The sequence below is a fragment of the Bacillus infantis genome, assembly GCF_050107595.1.
Taxonomy (GTDB): Bacteria; Bacillota; Bacilli; order Bacillales; family Cytobacillaceae; genus Bacillus_AB; species Bacillus_AB infantis_C.
In genome coordinates, this window is the sequence record NZ_JBNILH010000001.1 from 350,577 (window position 1) to 366,707 (window position 16,131).

Annotated in this window: 17 protein-coding genes; 15 read left to right on the top strand and 2 right to left on the bottom strand. The window is 48.3% G+C overall.

Features of this window, described 5'->3' with window-relative positions:
* Window positions 1-351: 351 nt before the first annotated feature.
* Window positions 352-834, bottom strand: a complete 483-nt coding sequence (locus tag ACQCVH_RS01705) for a hypothetical protein (RefSeq protein WP_426834176.1) — start codon at window positions 832-834, stop codon at window positions 352-354.
* 109 nt (window positions 835-943) lie between these two features.
* The gene (locus tag ACQCVH_RS01710; RefSeq protein WP_426834177.1) at window positions 944-2,215 is read right to left on the bottom strand and encodes a replication-associated recombination protein A; all 1,272 of its coding nucleotides are present in this window, start codon (window positions 2,213-2,215) and stop codon (window positions 944-946) included.
* Between the two features lie 247 nt (window positions 2,216-2,462).
* Here ACQCVH_RS01710 and ACQCVH_RS01715 point away from each other — a divergent pair, with 247 nt between their 5' ends.
* The 15 genes from ACQCVH_RS01715 (at window position 2,463) to ACQCVH_RS01785 (ending at window position 16,086) form a co-directional block, all read left to right on the top strand.
* Complete coding sequence (locus ACQCVH_RS01715) at window positions 2,463-3,155, top strand: YczE/YyaS/YitT family protein (RefSeq protein ID WP_426834178.1); 693 nt, start codon at window positions 2,463-2,465, stop codon at window positions 3,153-3,155.
* Window positions 3,152-3,571, top strand: coding sequence for a cysteine metabolism transcriptional regulator CymR (gene cymR, locus ACQCVH_RS01720; RefSeq protein ID WP_009796213.1), 420 nt, complete (start codon window positions 3,152-3,154; stop codon window positions 3,569-3,571). Before ACQCVH_RS01715 ends, cymR begins: the two co-directional genes overlap by 4 nt.
* Window positions 3,572-3,666: 95 nt before the next feature.
* Complete coding sequence (locus ACQCVH_RS01725; RefSeq protein ID WP_426834179.1) at window positions 3,667-4,809, top strand: cysteine desulfurase family protein; 1,143 nt, start codon at window positions 3,667-3,669, stop codon at window positions 4,807-4,809.
* 87 nt (window positions 4,810-4,896) lie between these two features.
* A complete protein-coding gene (gene mnmA, locus ACQCVH_RS01730; protein WP_426834180.1) occupies window positions 4,897-6,009 on the top strand; it encodes a tRNA 2-thiouridine(34) synthase MnmA in 1,113 nt (370 codons plus the stop codon).
* Between the two features lie 201 nt (window positions 6,010-6,210).
* Window positions 6,211-6,861 carry a tetratricopeptide repeat protein gene (locus tag ACQCVH_RS01735; protein ID WP_426834181.1) on the top strand — a complete coding sequence of 217 codons (651 nt, stop codon included), beginning with the start codon at window positions 6,211-6,213 and terminating at the stop codon, window positions 6,859-6,861.
* Between the two features lie 42 nt (window positions 6,862-6,903).
* The gene (gene recD2 / locus ACQCVH_RS01740; protein ID WP_426834182.1) at window positions 6,904-9,324 is read left to right on the top strand and encodes an SF1B family DNA helicase RecD2; all 2,421 of its coding nucleotides are present in this window, start codon (window positions 6,904-6,906) and stop codon (window positions 9,322-9,324) included.
* Between the two features lie 61 nt (window positions 9,325-9,385).
* Window positions 9,386-9,547, top strand: a complete 162-nt coding sequence (locus tag ACQCVH_RS01745; protein WP_426834183.1) for a hypothetical protein — start codon at window positions 9,386-9,388, stop codon at window positions 9,545-9,547.
* Window positions 9,548-9,897: 350 nt separating this feature from the next.
* Window positions 9,898-10,371 carry a PRC-barrel domain-containing protein gene (locus ACQCVH_RS01750; RefSeq protein ID WP_426834184.1) on the top strand — a complete coding sequence of 158 codons (474 nt, stop codon included), beginning with the start codon at window positions 9,898-9,900 and terminating at the stop codon, window positions 10,369-10,371.
* Window positions 10,372-10,426: 55 nt separating this feature from the next.
* On the top strand, window positions 10,427-10,618 hold the full coding sequence (locus tag ACQCVH_RS01755; protein ID WP_426834185.1) for a hypothetical protein: 192 nt from the start codon (window positions 10,427-10,429) through the stop codon (window positions 10,616-10,618).
* Window positions 10,619-10,635: 17 nt separating this feature from the next.
* Window positions 10,636-10,770, top strand: a complete 135-nt coding sequence (locus tag ACQCVH_RS01760; protein WP_022544219.1) for a YrzQ family protein — start codon at window positions 10,636-10,638, stop codon at window positions 10,768-10,770.
* A 74-nt stretch (window positions 10,771-10,844) separates the two neighbouring features.
* Window positions 10,845-11,915 (top strand): AI-2E family transporter, encoded by a 1,071-nt coding sequence (locus tag ACQCVH_RS01765; RefSeq protein WP_426834186.1) that lies wholly within the window; start codon window positions 10,845-10,847, stop codon window positions 11,913-11,915.
* A 418-nt stretch (window positions 11,916-12,333) separates the two neighbouring features.
* Complete coding sequence (gene alaS, locus ACQCVH_RS01770; protein WP_426834187.1) at window positions 12,334-14,967, top strand: alanine--tRNA ligase; 2,634 nt, start codon at window positions 12,334-12,336, stop codon at window positions 14,965-14,967.
* 129 nt (window positions 14,968-15,096) lie between these two features.
* The gene (locus tag ACQCVH_RS01775; protein ID WP_009796225.1) at window positions 15,097-15,363 is read left to right on the top strand and encodes an IreB family regulatory phosphoprotein; all 267 of its coding nucleotides are present in this window, start codon (window positions 15,097-15,099) and stop codon (window positions 15,361-15,363) included.
* Window positions 15,364-15,369: 6 nt separating this feature from the next.
* On the top strand, window positions 15,370-15,786 hold the full coding sequence (gene ruvX / locus ACQCVH_RS01780) for a Holliday junction resolvase RuvX (protein WP_094766997.1): 417 nt from the start codon (window positions 15,370-15,372) through the stop codon (window positions 15,784-15,786).
* A 12-nt stretch (window positions 15,787-15,798) separates the two neighbouring features.
* Complete coding sequence (locus ACQCVH_RS01785) at window positions 15,799-16,086, top strand: DUF1292 domain-containing protein (protein ID WP_009791701.1); 288 nt, start codon at window positions 15,799-15,801, stop codon at window positions 16,084-16,086.
* The last annotated feature ends 45 nt before the right edge of the window (window positions 16,087-16,131 follow it).

Sequence of the window (16,131 nt, forward strand, 5' to 3'; positions counted from 1 at the left end):
TTCATTTGGCAGTGCTAAGATCCTAAATTAAAGTCTTTTAGTGCATACAAATAAGTCATGATCTCAGTCTTTTGGTTCTTCAGTTGGAGGCATTAGCAAATGAAGTATAATGTTGAGAGAGCATTTGAGAATAAATTCTCCTTTTTAGAGGGGGCTGTTGATTTGCGTTCCAGGCACTTCGCTTTCCGCGGGGCGGAGTTGAGCCTCCTCTTCGCTGTGCTCCTGCGGGGTCTCAACTCTTCCGCTATTTCCCGCAGGAGTCTACGTGCCTTGCACTCCAATCAACAGGGTTTGATAACTTTATTCGGCAATGAAAAGATCTGCAATCCATTCCATTTGATTAGGCATTATTCAATGAATCACTTTAACCCCAACGCCGGCTTCCGCAGCCATGATCCCTGCTTCCTTCAGTATCCGGAACATTTCCTCATATTTCTGAACGCATTCCTGAGATTTAAGATGTTTGTCTTCTAATTCCTTTTCCAGGAGCTTTTTTCTTTCTGCGAGTTTGGCCGACTCTTCCTGCAGTTCTTTTTGTTCATTTATGAGCGGAATCAGGGACTGCAGCTTTTGAAGGAATGCTATTCTCTTGCTGAGGTCCAGGGTATCTCCAGGAGCAGAATCTTCACGATCATCCTGCTTTACAGAAGGAGCGTCCTGATATTTCAGCAGACTGTTATATCTTGCCCTGCAGGCAGTAGCCGTTCTTGCAAGCTTTTGGGCGGCATCCTCATAGCAGGCCTGTTTCGTTCGACCCTGGTTCGTTCCTTCTTCCATTGCTTCCATCAGGAGCCGGTCTTCGTCGCCAGTCCACTTTTTATTTTTGGCTGTCATGCTCCGTCCTCCTTTTCCTTTTTTCCTTTATCGTCACCTGCACAAATGATCTTATTCAACAAAAGCGCTGTCCCCGAGTGTGGACAGCCTTCTTTGTGTGGTAAGTCTTTCATTTGCTTTTATTGAGTTTTTCATAAATAGCGGCGAGGGCCTGCTCAAATTTCCCGGTCGTTTTAGGTTCATAATAAGTTTTATTTTTTATTTTATCGGGAAGGTACTGCTGCTTCACCCAGCCTCCAGGATAATCATGCGGATATTTATAGTCGATTCCTCTTCCAAGCTCTTTTGCCCCTTTGTAATGGGCATCCTTCAGATGCTGCGGCACTTCGCCGCTTTTTCCTGCACGGATATCGGCAAGTGCGGCATCAAGGGCAGAATAAGCTGAGTTCGATTTCGGAGATAAACACAATTCTATGACAGCGTTGGCAAGGGGGATGCGCGCCTCTGGAAAACCGATCCTCTCCGCGGTTTCAATGGCAGCGAGCGTCCGTGCGCCAGCTTGCGGGCTGGCAAGCCCGATATCTTCATAGGCAATGACAAGCAGCCGTCTGCTGATGCTCACAAGATCCCCGGCTTCGATCAGCCGTCCCAGATAATGAAGGGCGGCGTTCACATCGCTGCCTCGTATGCTTTTCTGGAATCCTGACAGCACATCATAGTGGGCATCCCCGTCCTTGTCATGGGTGAAGCTTTTTCGCTGCAGGCATTCTTCGGCAGTTCCGAGAGAAATGCTGATGACTCCATTTTCGTCTTTTTCTGTTGACAGGACAGCCAGCTCAAGGGCATTCAGGGAGCTGCGGACGTCCCCGTTTGAAGAAGAAGCGAGATGTGACAAGGCATCTTCGTCTATTTCGACTTTTTCATGTCCAAAGCCGTTTTCTTTGTCCTGGAGGGCTCTGAGCAGACTTTTCTTGATATCCTCTTCAGAAAGCGGCTTAAGCTCAAAGATTTGGCAGCGGCTCCTTATTGCGGGATTGATCGCATGGTAAGGATTGCTTGTTGTGGCGCCGATCAGCACGATCATCCCATTCTCCAGGTAAGGAAGGAGAAAATCCTGCTTGGCTTTATCGAGGCGGTGAACCTCATCAAGGAGGAGAATGACTTTACCGGACATCTTCGCTTCAGCAGCCACAATCTCCATATCTTTTTTATTGTTGGTTACAGCATTCAAAGTCCGGAAGGCAAATTGTGTGCTGCCGGCAATGGCGCTTGCTATCGAAGTCTTACCGATTCCCGGCGGCCCGTACAGGATCATGGAAGAAAGCTGCCTTGCCTTCACCATTCTGTATATGATTTTCCCTTCGCCGACCAGGTGCTCCTGGCCGATGATCTCTTCAATTGATTTAGGCCTCATGCGGAAGGCAAGCGGCTTGGTATTCATTATGCATCTCTCCAGCCAATTTAGTTGATAGCGGATGAGTGGTTTCCCGATCCGATTCTTATTATTAGTGTACCGCAAATGAGATTCTAAAGGAAAAAGGAAAGCTCCTGCCGGATGCAGACGGGCGGGAGCTTTCTGCATGAAGACAGGAAAATATGCTATAATGTCAAAAGTCTATATAATTACTAAGCATTTTGGTAAAATTTAATATAAAATGCCATTCTGGCACAGGGAGCAGAAGAAACCAATGATAAGAAATAGAAAAGGGCAGACAGGGCCCCGTTTTGCAGTGTTTTTTTCAGGCCTTCTCATTATGGCCCTTGGCATCGTGCTCCTTATTAAGGCGGAGCTTGGGGCAACACCCTGGGATGTCCTCCATGTCGGCCTTTTCTATCAGGCTGGCCTGACGATCGGAAGCTGGTCAATCATTGTGGGGCTGGTCATTCTGACGGCTGCTGCCTTGCTTTCAGGGGAGATCCCCCAGTTCGGGGCATTCCTGAATATGCTTTTGATCGGAGTGTTCATTGATTTCTATATGATGCTGCCTTTCATGCAGACTCCTGGCAGCCTGGCTGGCAAAATGGTTATGCTTGGCGCCGGCATCATCATTAATGCTTATGGAATGGGGCTTTATATCTCCGCCCAATTCGGGGCAGGGCCGCGCGACAGCCTGATGATTGCCCTGGCAGCCAAGACAGGCTGGAAGATCCGCGATGTCCGCGGTGCTATGGAGCTGCTGGTCCTGGCTGCAGGCTGGCTGCTCGGCGGACCGATTTTTTGGGCGACAATTCTGTATACGCTTGTCATCGGGCCGCTGGTTGGGCTTGCCCTGCCGCAATGCCAGACACTTACAGATAAATGGCTTGAAAAGCTGCGCAGCAAAAAGGGAGGCATTGGCGCTCCTTCATTAAAAGAACAAGATCGAGGTGCAAGTTCATGAAGATTTCGACTAAAGGCCGCTATGGCTTAACTATTATGATTGAATTGGCTAAAAAACACGGAGAAGGGCCGATCTCCTTGAAATCAATCGCCCAGACAAATGACCTTTCGGAGCACTATCTGGAGCAGCTGATTGCTCCGCTTCGCAACGCCGGACTCGTCAGAAGCATTCGCGGTGCCTATGGCGGATATGTGCTGGGCCATGAGCCAGCCGATATCACTTCAGGCGATATCATCAGAGTACTTGAAGGGCCGATCAGCCCCGTCGAAGGCATTGAAGACGAAGAGCCTGCGAAAAGAGAGCTGTGGATGAGGATCAGGGATGCTGTCAAGGAAGTACTCGACAGCACGACGCTTGAGGATCTGGCAAACCATACAGACAGCGGCGAATCTGATGCTTATATGTTTTATATCTAGTCCCGGCACCAGCTTTTTGCCAGCGGGCCATGATTTTAAAAAACACACAGCTGGGCATAGCTGTATAAAAGGAATTCAATTAGAAGGTGAATGGATTGGATAGAATTTATATTGATCATGCTGCAACCTCTCCCATGCATCCGCGCGTCATTGAGCGGATGCTTGAAGTAATGCAGTCAGATTTCGGGAACCCGTCGAGTATCCATTATTATGGAAGAAGTGCACGGAATATTGTCGATGAAGCAAGGGAATCACTTGCCAGGAGCATCGGCGCACATGCAGCTGATATTATCTTTACGAGCGGGGGCACGGAAGCTGATAACCTGGCGATCCTTGGAACTGCTGCAGGCAGACCGGACGGAGGGCATATCATCACAACGGAAATTGAGCATCATGCTGTCCTCCATACCTGCAGGCAGCTTGAACAGCAGGGCTTTGAAGTCACCTATCTCCCTGTAGATGAAACCGGGATTATAAAAGTGGAAGATGTCCGGAAAGCGCTGAGGGATGACACGATCCTTGTGACGATCATGTACGGGAATAACGAGGTTGGGACCATCCAGCCGATCAAGGCAATTGGTGCACTCCTCAAGGATCATCCTGCCTATTTCCATACCGATGCTGTCCAGGCATACGGGCTGGAAAAACTGGATGTAAGTGAACTGAATGTGGACTTCCTTTCAGTATCAGCACACAAAATCAATGGGCCAAAAGGAATCGGCTTCCTTTACAAAAACAAGGATGCAAAGCTTTTTTCACCAAGGATGTATGGAGGAGAGCAGGAAAGGAAGCGCCGTGCAGGCACTGAGAATGTTGCTTCCATAGCCGGTTTTCAGGAAGCTGCTGCAATTGTCTCCGAAAACAGGGAGGAAAGCGTCCGGAAATACCGTGAATTCAAGCGGGTCTTCATGTCAAAGCTTGAGGAAGCCGGTGTGGAATTCTGCCCGAACGGATTACTTGATAACACGCTCCCCCATGTTTTAAACTTAAGCTTTCCCGGAACCAATGTCGAAAGCATGCTCGTCAATCTCGATCTGGCAGGGATTGCCGCTTCAAGCGGCTCAGCCTGCACAGCCGGATCGATCGATCCGTCGCATGTCCTGGTAGCCATGTTTGGAAAGAATTCCGGCAGGCTGGCCAATTCAATCCGCTTCAGCTTCGGATTTACAAATTCCGTGGAGCAGATTGCAAAAGCCGGGGAAGAAACGGCAAAAATCATCCAGAGGCTTAGGAAATAAGCTATCTGTTTATTGGCAATAGCAAAAGGGGAGAAAAAACTTCTCTGCCTTTACGATAAAAGCCGAAACACAAGAGAGGTGAGGAAGATGGCAAAATCTCCTAAGGATACCCGGGTAGTCGTCGGAATGTCAGGAGGTGTCGATTCATCAGTGGCCGCCCTGCTTCTTAAAGAGCAGGGGTATGATGTTATCGGCATTTTTATGAAAAACTGGGATGATACGGACGAGAACGGAGTTTGTACCGCAACAGAAGACTATGAAGATGTCATCAGGGTCTGCAACCAGATTGGCATCCCTTATTATGCTGTCAATTTTGAAAAACAGTATTGGGATAAAGTATTTACGTATTTTCTTGATGAATATAAAGCAGGCCGCACGCCAAATCCTGATGTGATGTGCAACAAGGAAATCAAATTCAAAGCGTTTCTTGAGCACGCACTGAGCCTTGGCGCCGATTATCTCGCAACAGGGCATTATGCGAGGGTGGAGCATGGGGAAAATGGCGTGAAGATGCTGCGCGGACTTGATGAAAATAAAGACCAGACTTACTTCTTGAACCAGCTCACTGAAGAGCAGCTTTCCAAGGTCATGTTCCCGATCGGCAGCATCGAGAAATCCGAGGTCAGGGAAATTGCCAAGAAGGCCGGACTTGCCACAGCTGCCAAAAAGGACAGTACAGGCATTTGCTTTATTGGCGAACGCAATTTTAAAGAGTTCCTTGGCAACTATCTGCCTGCCCAGCCTGGAAGCATGGAAACGATGGAAGGCGAAACGGTCGGCAAGCATGATGGCTTGATGTACTATACCATCGGCCAGCGCCATGGACTGGGCATCGGCGGTGCGGGTGATCCCTGGTTTGTGATCGGGAAGGATCTGAAGCGCAATGTTTTATACGTTGGGCAGGGCTTCGACAATGAAAAGCTCTACTCAGATTCAATCATTGCTGACAAGGTCAGCTGGGTTTCAAAAGCGCCAGGCGAAACCTTTGAGTGCACGGCAAAATTCAGATACCGCCAGCCGGACAATAAAGTAACGGTCACACTGCTTGAGAATGGACAGGCTAAGGTAACTTTCCATTCGCCTATCAGAGCTGTTACACCAGGCCAGGCTGTCGTATTTTATGATGGCGAAGTCTGCCTTGGAGGCGGCACGATTGACCGCGTATACAACAATGAACAAATGCTGACATATGTCGGCTAAGCAGTGCCCCGGTCCAGCTGGAATCGGGGCTTTCTTTTGGAATGAAGGATCGTAATGGTGCTTTGGCCAAGCGGAAATCAGCCGCCTCATTATGATATAATTTCTGCAGACACCTTTAAGGTGCAGTTTTGCTTTTTAAAGGACAGGGTGGACGCCTTTAGTGCGTGCCTCCTTGCATTACATAGATGGAGAGTGGTTTATATGGACAAAAATCAGCATGGAATTGAGCTTATGAGGGAAGGGAAATGGGAGGAAGCGGCCAAGGTCTTCATGGAGGCTATCAGTGAAAATGCTGCTGATCCTGTTTCTTATATTAATTTAGGCAATGTTCTCGCCGCAGCAGGGGAAAACGAACAAGCCCTTAAATTCTATGAAAAGGCCATTGAAATTGATGAAAATGCCGCTGCTGCCTATTACAGCGCAGGCAATCTTTATTTTGAAGCAGATCAGCTGGACTCTGCTAAAAACATGTTTGAACAGGCAATGAGAAAGGGGCTCGAATCAGCCGATAACTATTTCATGCTGGGACTCACACTGATGCAGCTGGATCAGGCCAGGCTGGCTCTGCCGTACCTGCAAAGAAGCACTGAATTGAATGGGGAAGATGCTGAAGCACACTTCCAGTACGGACTATGCCTTGCCCAGCAGGAATTAATTGACGAGGCAATCGTCCAGTTCAGCCGCTGTGTGGAAATTGACCCTGATCATGCTGACGGTTACTACAATCTCGGGGTAGCCTATGGATTCAAGGAAGAAGCTGAAAAGGCGCTTTCTATGTTCGATAAAGCACTGGAAATCCAGCCGGATCACATGCTTGCAGGATATGGAAAAAAATTGATTGAAAAAAGCTGATAAACCGAAAAATCAGCCTGCTTTAAGGAAGGGGGAATAAATATGGAGAAGCAGGATTCTCTTGATCTGTTTGCCGAACAGGGCAAGTTCATCAAAGGGAAGCATCTTGTGACCATTTTTCATAATGAATCAAATTTATATACGGTTCTCAGGATCCGGGTGGAAGAGACCAATCATGAATATGAAGACAAGGAAGCAGTCATCACAGGCTATTTTCCAAAGGTGCATGATCATGAATCGTATATTTTCTACGGGGAATTCAAGGAGCATCCGAAATTCGGGCTTCAATTCCTGGCGAATCATTTCCGGAAGGATATCCCCCAGACCGAGCAGGGCGTAGTCAGTTATCTTTCCGGCGAGCTCTTTAAAGGCATCGGAAAAAAGACGGCTGAATCTATCGTAGATAAACTTGGGGAGAATGCGATTTCCAGAATCCTCAACCAGCCCTCCCTCCTTGACGAGATCCCGAAACTCCCTTCTGAAAAGGCAAAGCTCCTTTATGACACACTCATGGAGCATCAGGGTCTGGAACAGGCAATGATTGCACTGAATCAGTATGGCTTCGGCCCCCAGCTGAGCATGAAAATTTACCAGATGTACAAGGATGAGACCGTCCAGCTTCTGCAGACCAATCCATACAAGCTGGTTGAGGATATTGAAGGCATCGGTTTCGGCAGGGCGGATGAGCTTGGCTACCAGCTTGGCATTTCAGGGAGCCATCCCGACCGCATCAAGGCGGCATGCCTGTATATCCTGGAAACAGAAAGCATGCAGAACGGAAATGTTTATGTGCACGCCCGCACCCTCCTGGAAAAAGCGAGGGCCCTTCTTGAAGAAAATAAACGCGATCAGATTGAATACAGCTCCATATCGCAGGAAGTCATCAAGCTCGAAGAAGAAGGCAAGATCATGGCAGAAGATAAGCAGATTTATCTTCCTTCTCTTTACTTTGCTGAAAAGGGGCTTGTAACGAGCATCAAGCGGCTGCTGCAGCAGACGGAGTATGATGAACAATTCCCTGAGTCGGAGTTTCTGCTTGCTCTTGGCAGCCTTGAGGACCGGATAGGCGTGCAGTACGCCCCTTCGCAAAAGGAGGCGATCCAGACTGCCCTGATGAGCCCGATGCTTATTCTGACAGGAGGACCGGGAACGGGAAAGACGACAGTCATTAAAGGCATAGTCGAGCTGTATGCTGAGCTGCATGGCTGCTCACTGGAACCAAAGGATTATAAAAAGGAAGAGCCTTTCCCGTTTCTCCTGGCCGCCCCGACAGGAAGGGCAGCCAAGAGGATGTCCGAATCAACCGGCCTGCCTGCTGTAACGATCCACAGGCTGCTCGGCTGGAATGGAACTGAGGGCTTTGATCACCATGAAGACAATCCACTGGAAGGGAAAATCCTTATTGTCGATGAAACCTCCATGGTAGACATATGGCTGGCGAACAAGCTGTTCAAGGCTTTGCCGGAAAACATCCAGGTCATCCTGGTAGGAGATGAAGACCAGCTGCCGTCAGTAGGACCCGGCCAGGTGCTGAAGGATCTCCTTCTTTCAGAAAAAGTGCCCACTGTCAGGCTGACAGATATTTACCGGCAGGCAGAAGGCTCGTCCATCATTGAGCTGGCGCATGAAATCAAGAAAGGCGGTCTTCCTGATGATATCGCGGTTCAGCAGGCCGACAGATCATTCCTTAAGTGCAGCCCTGCCCAAATTGCCGATGTGGTTGAAAAGGTAGTCCTGAATGCCAGGAAAAAAGGCTACAGGTCCAAAGACATTCAGGTTCTCGCGCCCATGTACAGGGGGCCGGCAGGAATTGATAACCTGAATAAGATCCTGCAGGAAATTTTAAACCCCAACCCTGATGGCAACAGGAAGGAGCTTTCGTTCGGCGATGTGAAATACAGGGTGGGCGATAAGGTCCTTCAGCTGGTCAACCAGCCGGAGAATAACGTATTTAACGGCGACATGGGCGAAATTGTATCAGTTTTTTATGCGAAGGAAAACACCGAAAAGCAGGATATGATCGTTGTTTCTTTTGATGGAAACGAGGCAACCTATACGAGACAGGACCTCAGCCAGATTACGCTTGCTTACTGCTGCTCTGTCCATAAATCACAGGGAAGCGAGTTTCCGATTGTCATTATGCCGATCGTCCGGAGCTATTACCGCATGCTCAGAAGAAACCTGATCTATACAGCTATTACGAGAAGCAGGCAGTTTCTCATTCTCTGCGGTGAAGAATCAGCCTTGAGATCAGGGGTACAGAGGGCGGATGAACAGGCAAGGCTGACGTCGCTGACAAAACGGCTTCAGGATGCACTGGGGGAAGCTTCTGAACAGGGTGAACAGGAGGAAGCAGGCGAAGAGGGCGAAGACGTTCCATACGAGGTAAAGCTCATGAATGCTGATCCAATGATTGGCATGGGCTCCATCACCCCTTATGACTTTTTGGAAGAGAAAGCATAATACGGCAGATTCCTGAACAGACTGAAAGATATCACTATTTCAGTCATAGAGGTGCAGAATAATGAGAAAATGGAATCAGGAAAGCGCTCCGAACAATAATCTCCCCGCAGCAGAAATGAAATCATCCATGCTGATCGGAAACAGTGACGAACTGAAATTTTCTGAAGAGCTTTCAGATGGCGGAGAAAGAAATGAATTCATTGAAAGAGCTGAAAAAGAATGAGAATGAACCTGTCCGGCGCAATCGCCTGGCAGGTTTTTTCTGTTAAAGATTTTACAATTTGAAAGACTTGTGGAAAATTTCCAATTCCTGATCCACGTCCAGCAGCTGCGCCGAGGTCACAAGGCAAACCTCCCAAAAAGGCAAAGAACGCCTTTCCGGGAGGTTTGTCTTGAGGCCCCCAGGATGGGGGTCATGCAGACGTTGCCACAGGGCGTGGCGTTCTTAGTCTGCGTTCCTTAAGGTGATCAAGGCGCTTACGCTTTTATTCCTGTTAGTTAAGGTAAATTTTTTGCCTCATAATTCAAGGGCGGGGGCAGACAATAATAATGTTCGGGAAGGTGGGACGATCTTTGCGGACTTTTTCCTTGCTGAAAGGGATGCCTGTCTTTGACATGGAGAACGGGGCTTCAGTCGGTGAAGTGCATGATATATGCATTTCTCCGGAAGGCAGCATCACCGGCCTTCTCCTCCGCAAAGGCGCATTCCTGAAGAAAAATTTTCTGATTCCCTTTGCATCCATTGCAAGCTTTGGCAGCGGCGGAGTCATGATCAAAACAGCTTCCGGGCTTTCTCCGGTCAAACGCCTTTCCGGGTATACCTTTGAAAATCAGCATCGGATCTGCGGTAAGATGATGATTTCCCGTGAAGGGGAGCAGCTCGGCCTTCTGGAGGATGTATATTTTCTGGAAGAATTGGGCACCATTGTAGGGTATGAGTTATCAGATGGCTTCTTTTCGGATATAACCGAAGGAAAAAAGGTAATCAATTCAGATGAACCGCCTGCATTTGGAAAGGATGCCATCATTGTTAACGCTAAGAAATAGCCGTTTGCTCTTTCTGAACAGGCTGGCTTGCCAAACAATGCGAGGTGTCCATCATATGTTAAAATGCCCTAACTGCCATAGCAAAGATATTGGGAAAATCGGCATCAACCAATATTACTGCTGGAGCTGCTTCATTGAGCTGTCCTTGTCAAAAGGAGTCATCAGCACCCATCAGGTAGAGGAAGACGGAACCTTGAGCTCCCTGGATGATCTGTTTGATGAAGATGACCGCCGCTATATACTATGAAATGAAGAGGTGACAGCATGAACAGGTTAATGACAACAGCTCTTCTCATCGGCGCCGGCATGGCAGCCCAAAACTATATACAAAAAAATGATATCATGTCTTCAAGGCAGATGAAGAAACTGCAGAACAGGATTGTCCGTTCATTTTCATGATTCTATCCCCCATTCCGGGGGATTTTTTGCATATTTTAAGCTTCCTGCTTCACACTACAAAAGAGGTGGGAAAAATGGATATCCGGTTGAAATGGTTTTACAGGCTTGGTTTCCTTCTGCTGCTTTTCATTGTCTTATTCACATTTTTAAAGCTTCAGCCGTTATGGCTTCCAATCATCAGGACGCTTTTCATTATTATCTTTCCATTTGCAGCTGCAGCGTTTATTACATATCTTCTTCATCCGGTAGTTGAGCGGCTCCATGAAGCAGGCCTCCACCGCGGGCTGGCAGTGATTATCATTTATACCCTGTTTTTTGGGGGAGCAGGCTATTCGCTGTACAAGGGGCTTCCGGCCATTATAGCCCAGATCAGGGATCTGGCTGAGCATGCTCCGCAGCTGGCCGATCAGTACCGGGAGTGGCTCCTTCTTCTTCAGGCAAAGACGTCCCAATGGCCTGAGCCTGTGCAGCTGAGGATTGATGAAGGAATCCAGTCGCTCGAAGCATCTCTTGACAGGCTTCTCTCAAGGGCAATGGCATTTGCCGGGGCTATCCTGAACTTTGCTTTGATTCTTATCATTATTCCGTTTATATCCTTTTATATGCTGAAGGACTTTCTCCTGATGAAGAAAGCCGTCTGGTATCTCACGCCAAAAAAGTGGAGGGAAAGCGGAAGTCTGTTCCTGCGGGATGCTGACAAATCATTGGGCAGCTATATACGGGGGCAGCTGCTTGTATGTGCAGTCATCGGTGCATTAAGTTCCCTGTTCTTCTGGATTGCCGGCATAAAATATCCGCTTCTATTAGGGGCAATCATCGGGGCGACGAATGTAATCCCATATTTCGGCCCGATCATCGGGGCGGTGCCGGCTGTATTGATTGCTTCTACCATGTCAGTGAAAATGATCATTTTTGCTGCAGTCATCGTCATGGTGCTTCAATTCCTGGAAGGAAACATCCTGTCTCCGCTGATTGTAGGCAAGAGCCTGCATATGCATCCCCTCCTCATCATGTTTTCCCTGCTGGCAGGAGGAGAAATTGCCGGTGTTGCCGGCCTTATATTGGCTGTTCCGGTACTGGCCGTCCTTAAAGTAGGCGCTATCCATGCGAGAAGGCATTTTGCATCAAGACCGGCAGCCGAATAGCCTGGCGGCAGGATGAAAATGAAGCTGTCCGAAAAGAACAGATTGACAAATCAATTTTTATATCAGTATAATGCGACTATACGATAATTGAAGAAAAGAACAACATGAAGAAGGATCGAGTATGTTATAGACCATCCTGGCATCTCTTTTTTTAGGGGCGCACCAGAGAGGAATCCCGAGGCTGAAAGGATTCCGGATGAAGAATAACAGAACGCTAATCCTGAGTGCAGCTAATCCCTGCCGTTCTCCGCGTTAAGGAGCTTGAGAGACGAAAGTTTACTTTCGTAATCAGGGTGGTACCGCGAGCAAGCTCTCGTCCCTGTCCAGGGATGAGGGCTTTTTTTGTTGTTTTTTAGACTTCCCGCTGCTCTGCATATATAAAGCAATGGCGGAAAATTAAGATCAGGAGGAAATTCTAATGAGAAATCTTACAGGTTCAGAAATACGCAGGCTGTTTTTGGAATTTTTCAAGGAAAAGGGCCATTCTGTAGAGCCGAGTGCGCCTCTTGTACCCCATGATGACCCATCATTGCTATGGATCAACAGCGGTGTGGCGACTTTGAAAAAGTATTTTGACGGCAGGGTGATTCCGGAAAACCCAAGGATCACTAACGCCCAAAAGTCAATCCGGACAAATGATATCGAGAATGTCGGCAAAACGGCGCGCCACCACACTTTCTTTGAAATGCTGGGGAACTTCTCGATCGGCGATTATTTCAAGGAAGAAGCAATCGACTGGGCATGGGAGTTCCTGACGGATGAGCGCTGGATCGGATTTGACAAAGAAAAGCTGTCAGTCACCATCCATCCGGAAGACGAAGAAGCCTTCAGCATCTGGACGAATAAAATTGGAGTGCCGGAAGAAAGGATCATCCGTCTTGAGGGCAACTTCTGGGATATCGGGGAAGGCCCAAGCGGCCCGAATACCGAAATCTTCTATGACAGGGGACCAGAGTACGGGGATGATCAAAACGACCCTGAGCTGTATCCTGGCGGGGAAAACGAGCGTTATCTGGAGGTTTGGAACCTGGTATTCTCCGAGTTCAACCATAATCCGGACGGCACCTACACACCGCTTCCGAAGAAGAACATCGATACAGGCATGGGACTTGAGCGGATGGCTTCCATTGTCCAAAACGTAGCAACCAATTTTGATACAGACCTATTTATGCCGATCATCACTGCAGTTGAAAAGATTTCAGGAAGCAAGTATGGAGAAAGCGCTGAACAGGATACTGCCTTCAAGGTCATTGCCGACCATATCAGAACTGTCGCTTTCGCAGTCGGAGACGGCGCTCTACCATCTAATGAAGGCAGGGGCTATGTACTTCGCAGGCTTCTGCGCAGGGCAGTCCGCTATGCAAAGCAGATCAATATCAACCGCCCTTTCATGTTTGAACTGGTGGATGTTGTTGGAGAAATCATGGAAGACTTCTACCCGCAAGTGAATGAAAAGGCGGAATTCATTAAGAAGGTCATTAAAAATGAAGAAGAGCGCTTCCACGAGACTTTGAATGACGGCCTTTCCATTCTTTCCTCCGTCATTAAGAAGGAAAAAGAAAAGGGCAGCAATATCATTCCGGGCACGGACGTATTCCGCCTGTATGACACTTACGGTTTCCCTGTTGAACTGACAGAGGAATATGCCGAAGAAGAAGGCATGAAGATCGATCAGGACGGCTTTGAAGCTGAAATGGAAGGCCAGCGTGAACGCGCGCGTACAGCGCGCCAGGACGTAGGCTCTATGAAGGTCCAGGAAGGTGTGCTTGGCGATATCAAAACTGAAAGTCAGTTCGTCGGCTATGAGGGGCTTGAAACAAAATCTGCCGTCGCTGTCATCATCAAGGACGGGCAAGTGGCCGATGCAGCCGGGGCAGGCGAAGAAGTGCAGCTGATTCTTGACCAGACGCCTTTCTATGCAGAAAGCGGCGGGCAGATTGCCGATAAAGGCGTACTTGAAGGGGATGGGGTAAAGGTCATTATTAAAGATGTCCAAAAAGCGCCAAACGGCCAGAACCTGCACAGTGCAGTCGTGGAAAGCGGCATCCTTGAGACCGGAGCCGGCGTCACGGCGAAAGTCGACCCGGATTCCCGCAGCAAAGTTATTAAGAACCATACTGCTACCCATCTTCTGCACCAGGCTCTTAAGGATGTGCTTGGCACACATGTAAACCAGGCCGGCTCACTTGTAGGTCCGGACCGCCTTCGCTTTGACTTCTCCCATTTTGGGCAAGTGAAGGAAGATGAACTGGAAAAAATCGAACAAATCGTCAATGAAAAGATCTGGAACAGCCTGAATGTCGTCATAGAGAATAAAGGGATCGATGAAGCGAAGGCAATGGGGGCAATGGCATTATTCGGCGAGAAATACGGTGATATTGTCAGGGTGGTCCAAGTCGGCGATTACAGCCTTGAGCTCTGCGGCGGATGCCATGTCCGCAATACGTCGGCCATCGGATTGTTCAAAATCGTATCAGAAAGCGGAATAGGCGCCGGGACAAGAAGGATTGAAGCAGCGACTGGCGAAGCAGCCTACAAGCTACTTAAGGAACAGGTCAATATCCTGTCTGAAGCTGCAGCTTTACTGAAATCAAGCCCGCGGGATGTGGCTTCCAGGGTGGATTCACTTCTCGGCGAAATGAGGCAGCTTCAGCGCGAAAATGAATCCCTTTCAGCCAAATTGGGCAATATTGAAGCTGGAAGCCTTGTTTCAAAAGCGAAGGAAGAGAATGGGATCACTTATCTGGCTGCAAAGGTTCAGGCAGCGGATATGAACAACCTCCGCAATATGGCTGATGACCTGAAGCAGAAGCTCGGTTCAGCAGTCGTCGTACTTGGAAGTGTAAATGAAGGGAAAGTAAATCTCATCGCAGCTGTGACAAAGGACTATATCGAAAAAGGCTATCATGCCGGAAAAGTCATTAAAGAGGTGGCAGCACGCTGCGGCGGAGGAGGCGGCGGCCGTCCGGATATGGCACAGGCGGGCGGAAAAGATCCTGAAAAACTGGAAAGTGCGCTTCAATTTGTGGAAGAATGGGTAAAATCCGTTTGATATCGTTTGAAAGTAGTGTAGAATGTAGGTAACTATTAACAATTGCTGTGCGGGGCCGAATAGCCGGTACAAGCTTCTTGGCAGATGTGCCGGCTCCGGCCGCAATGCAGAAAAGCGAGGTGTAATGTGATGAGCTCATTTGATAAGACAATGAGATTCAATTTTCCTGAGGAGCCATTTGAACATGATGTAAATGATGTTCTTCTGCAAGTCTATGAAGCACTTCAAGAAAAAGGGTACAACCCCATTAACCAGATTGTCGGGTACCTTCTTTCAGGAGATCCTGCATACATCCCGCGCCATAAAGATGCACGAAATATCATCCGCAAACTTGAACGGGACGAGATAATTGAAGAATTGGTCAAATCGTATTTAAAGCAGCAGCGAGAGGGATAGACTATTATGAGAAGCATGGGGCTGGATGTGGGTTCCAAGACTGTAGGCGTAGCGCTGAGCGATGAGCTTGGCTGGACTGCGCAGGGATTGGAGACCATCCGCATTAATGAAGAAGAAAAAGAGTTTGGCTTTGATCAATTAGGTAAAATAATTAAAGAGTACGATGTCAGCACCATTGTGGTAGGCCTCCCGAAGAACATGAACGGGACGATCGGTCCCCGGGGAGAAGCAAGCCAGTTTTTTGCCGGCGAGCTTGAAAGGCTCTTCGGGCTCCCTGTCGTCCTTTGGGATGAACGCCTGACTACAATGGCAGCAGAACGCGTTCTGCTTGAAGCTGATGTAAGCAGGAAAAAAAGGAAAAAAGTAATCGATAAAATGGCTGCCAGCATGATCCTTCAAGGATACCTGGACAGCCGGAAATGATGAGGTGGCATAATGGAACACGGAGAAAAGAACATTACAATCGTAGACGAAGACGGCAACGAACAATTATGTGAGGTGCTCTTCACATTCGACTCTGAGGAGTTCGGCAAGTCTTATGTATTATACTACCCTGTAGGAGCAGATGAAGATGATCAGGATGACATCGAGATCCATGCATCTGCATATGTGCCTGGGGAAAGTGAAGAAGGCGACCTGCTGCCGGTTGAAACAGACGAAGAGTGGGATATGATTGAGGAAATGCTCAATACCTTCCTTGATGAAGAAGAAGGCGAAGAATAAGAGCTGAACCGGTCCTTTAGAGGGGCCGGTTTTTCTGTTCTAACT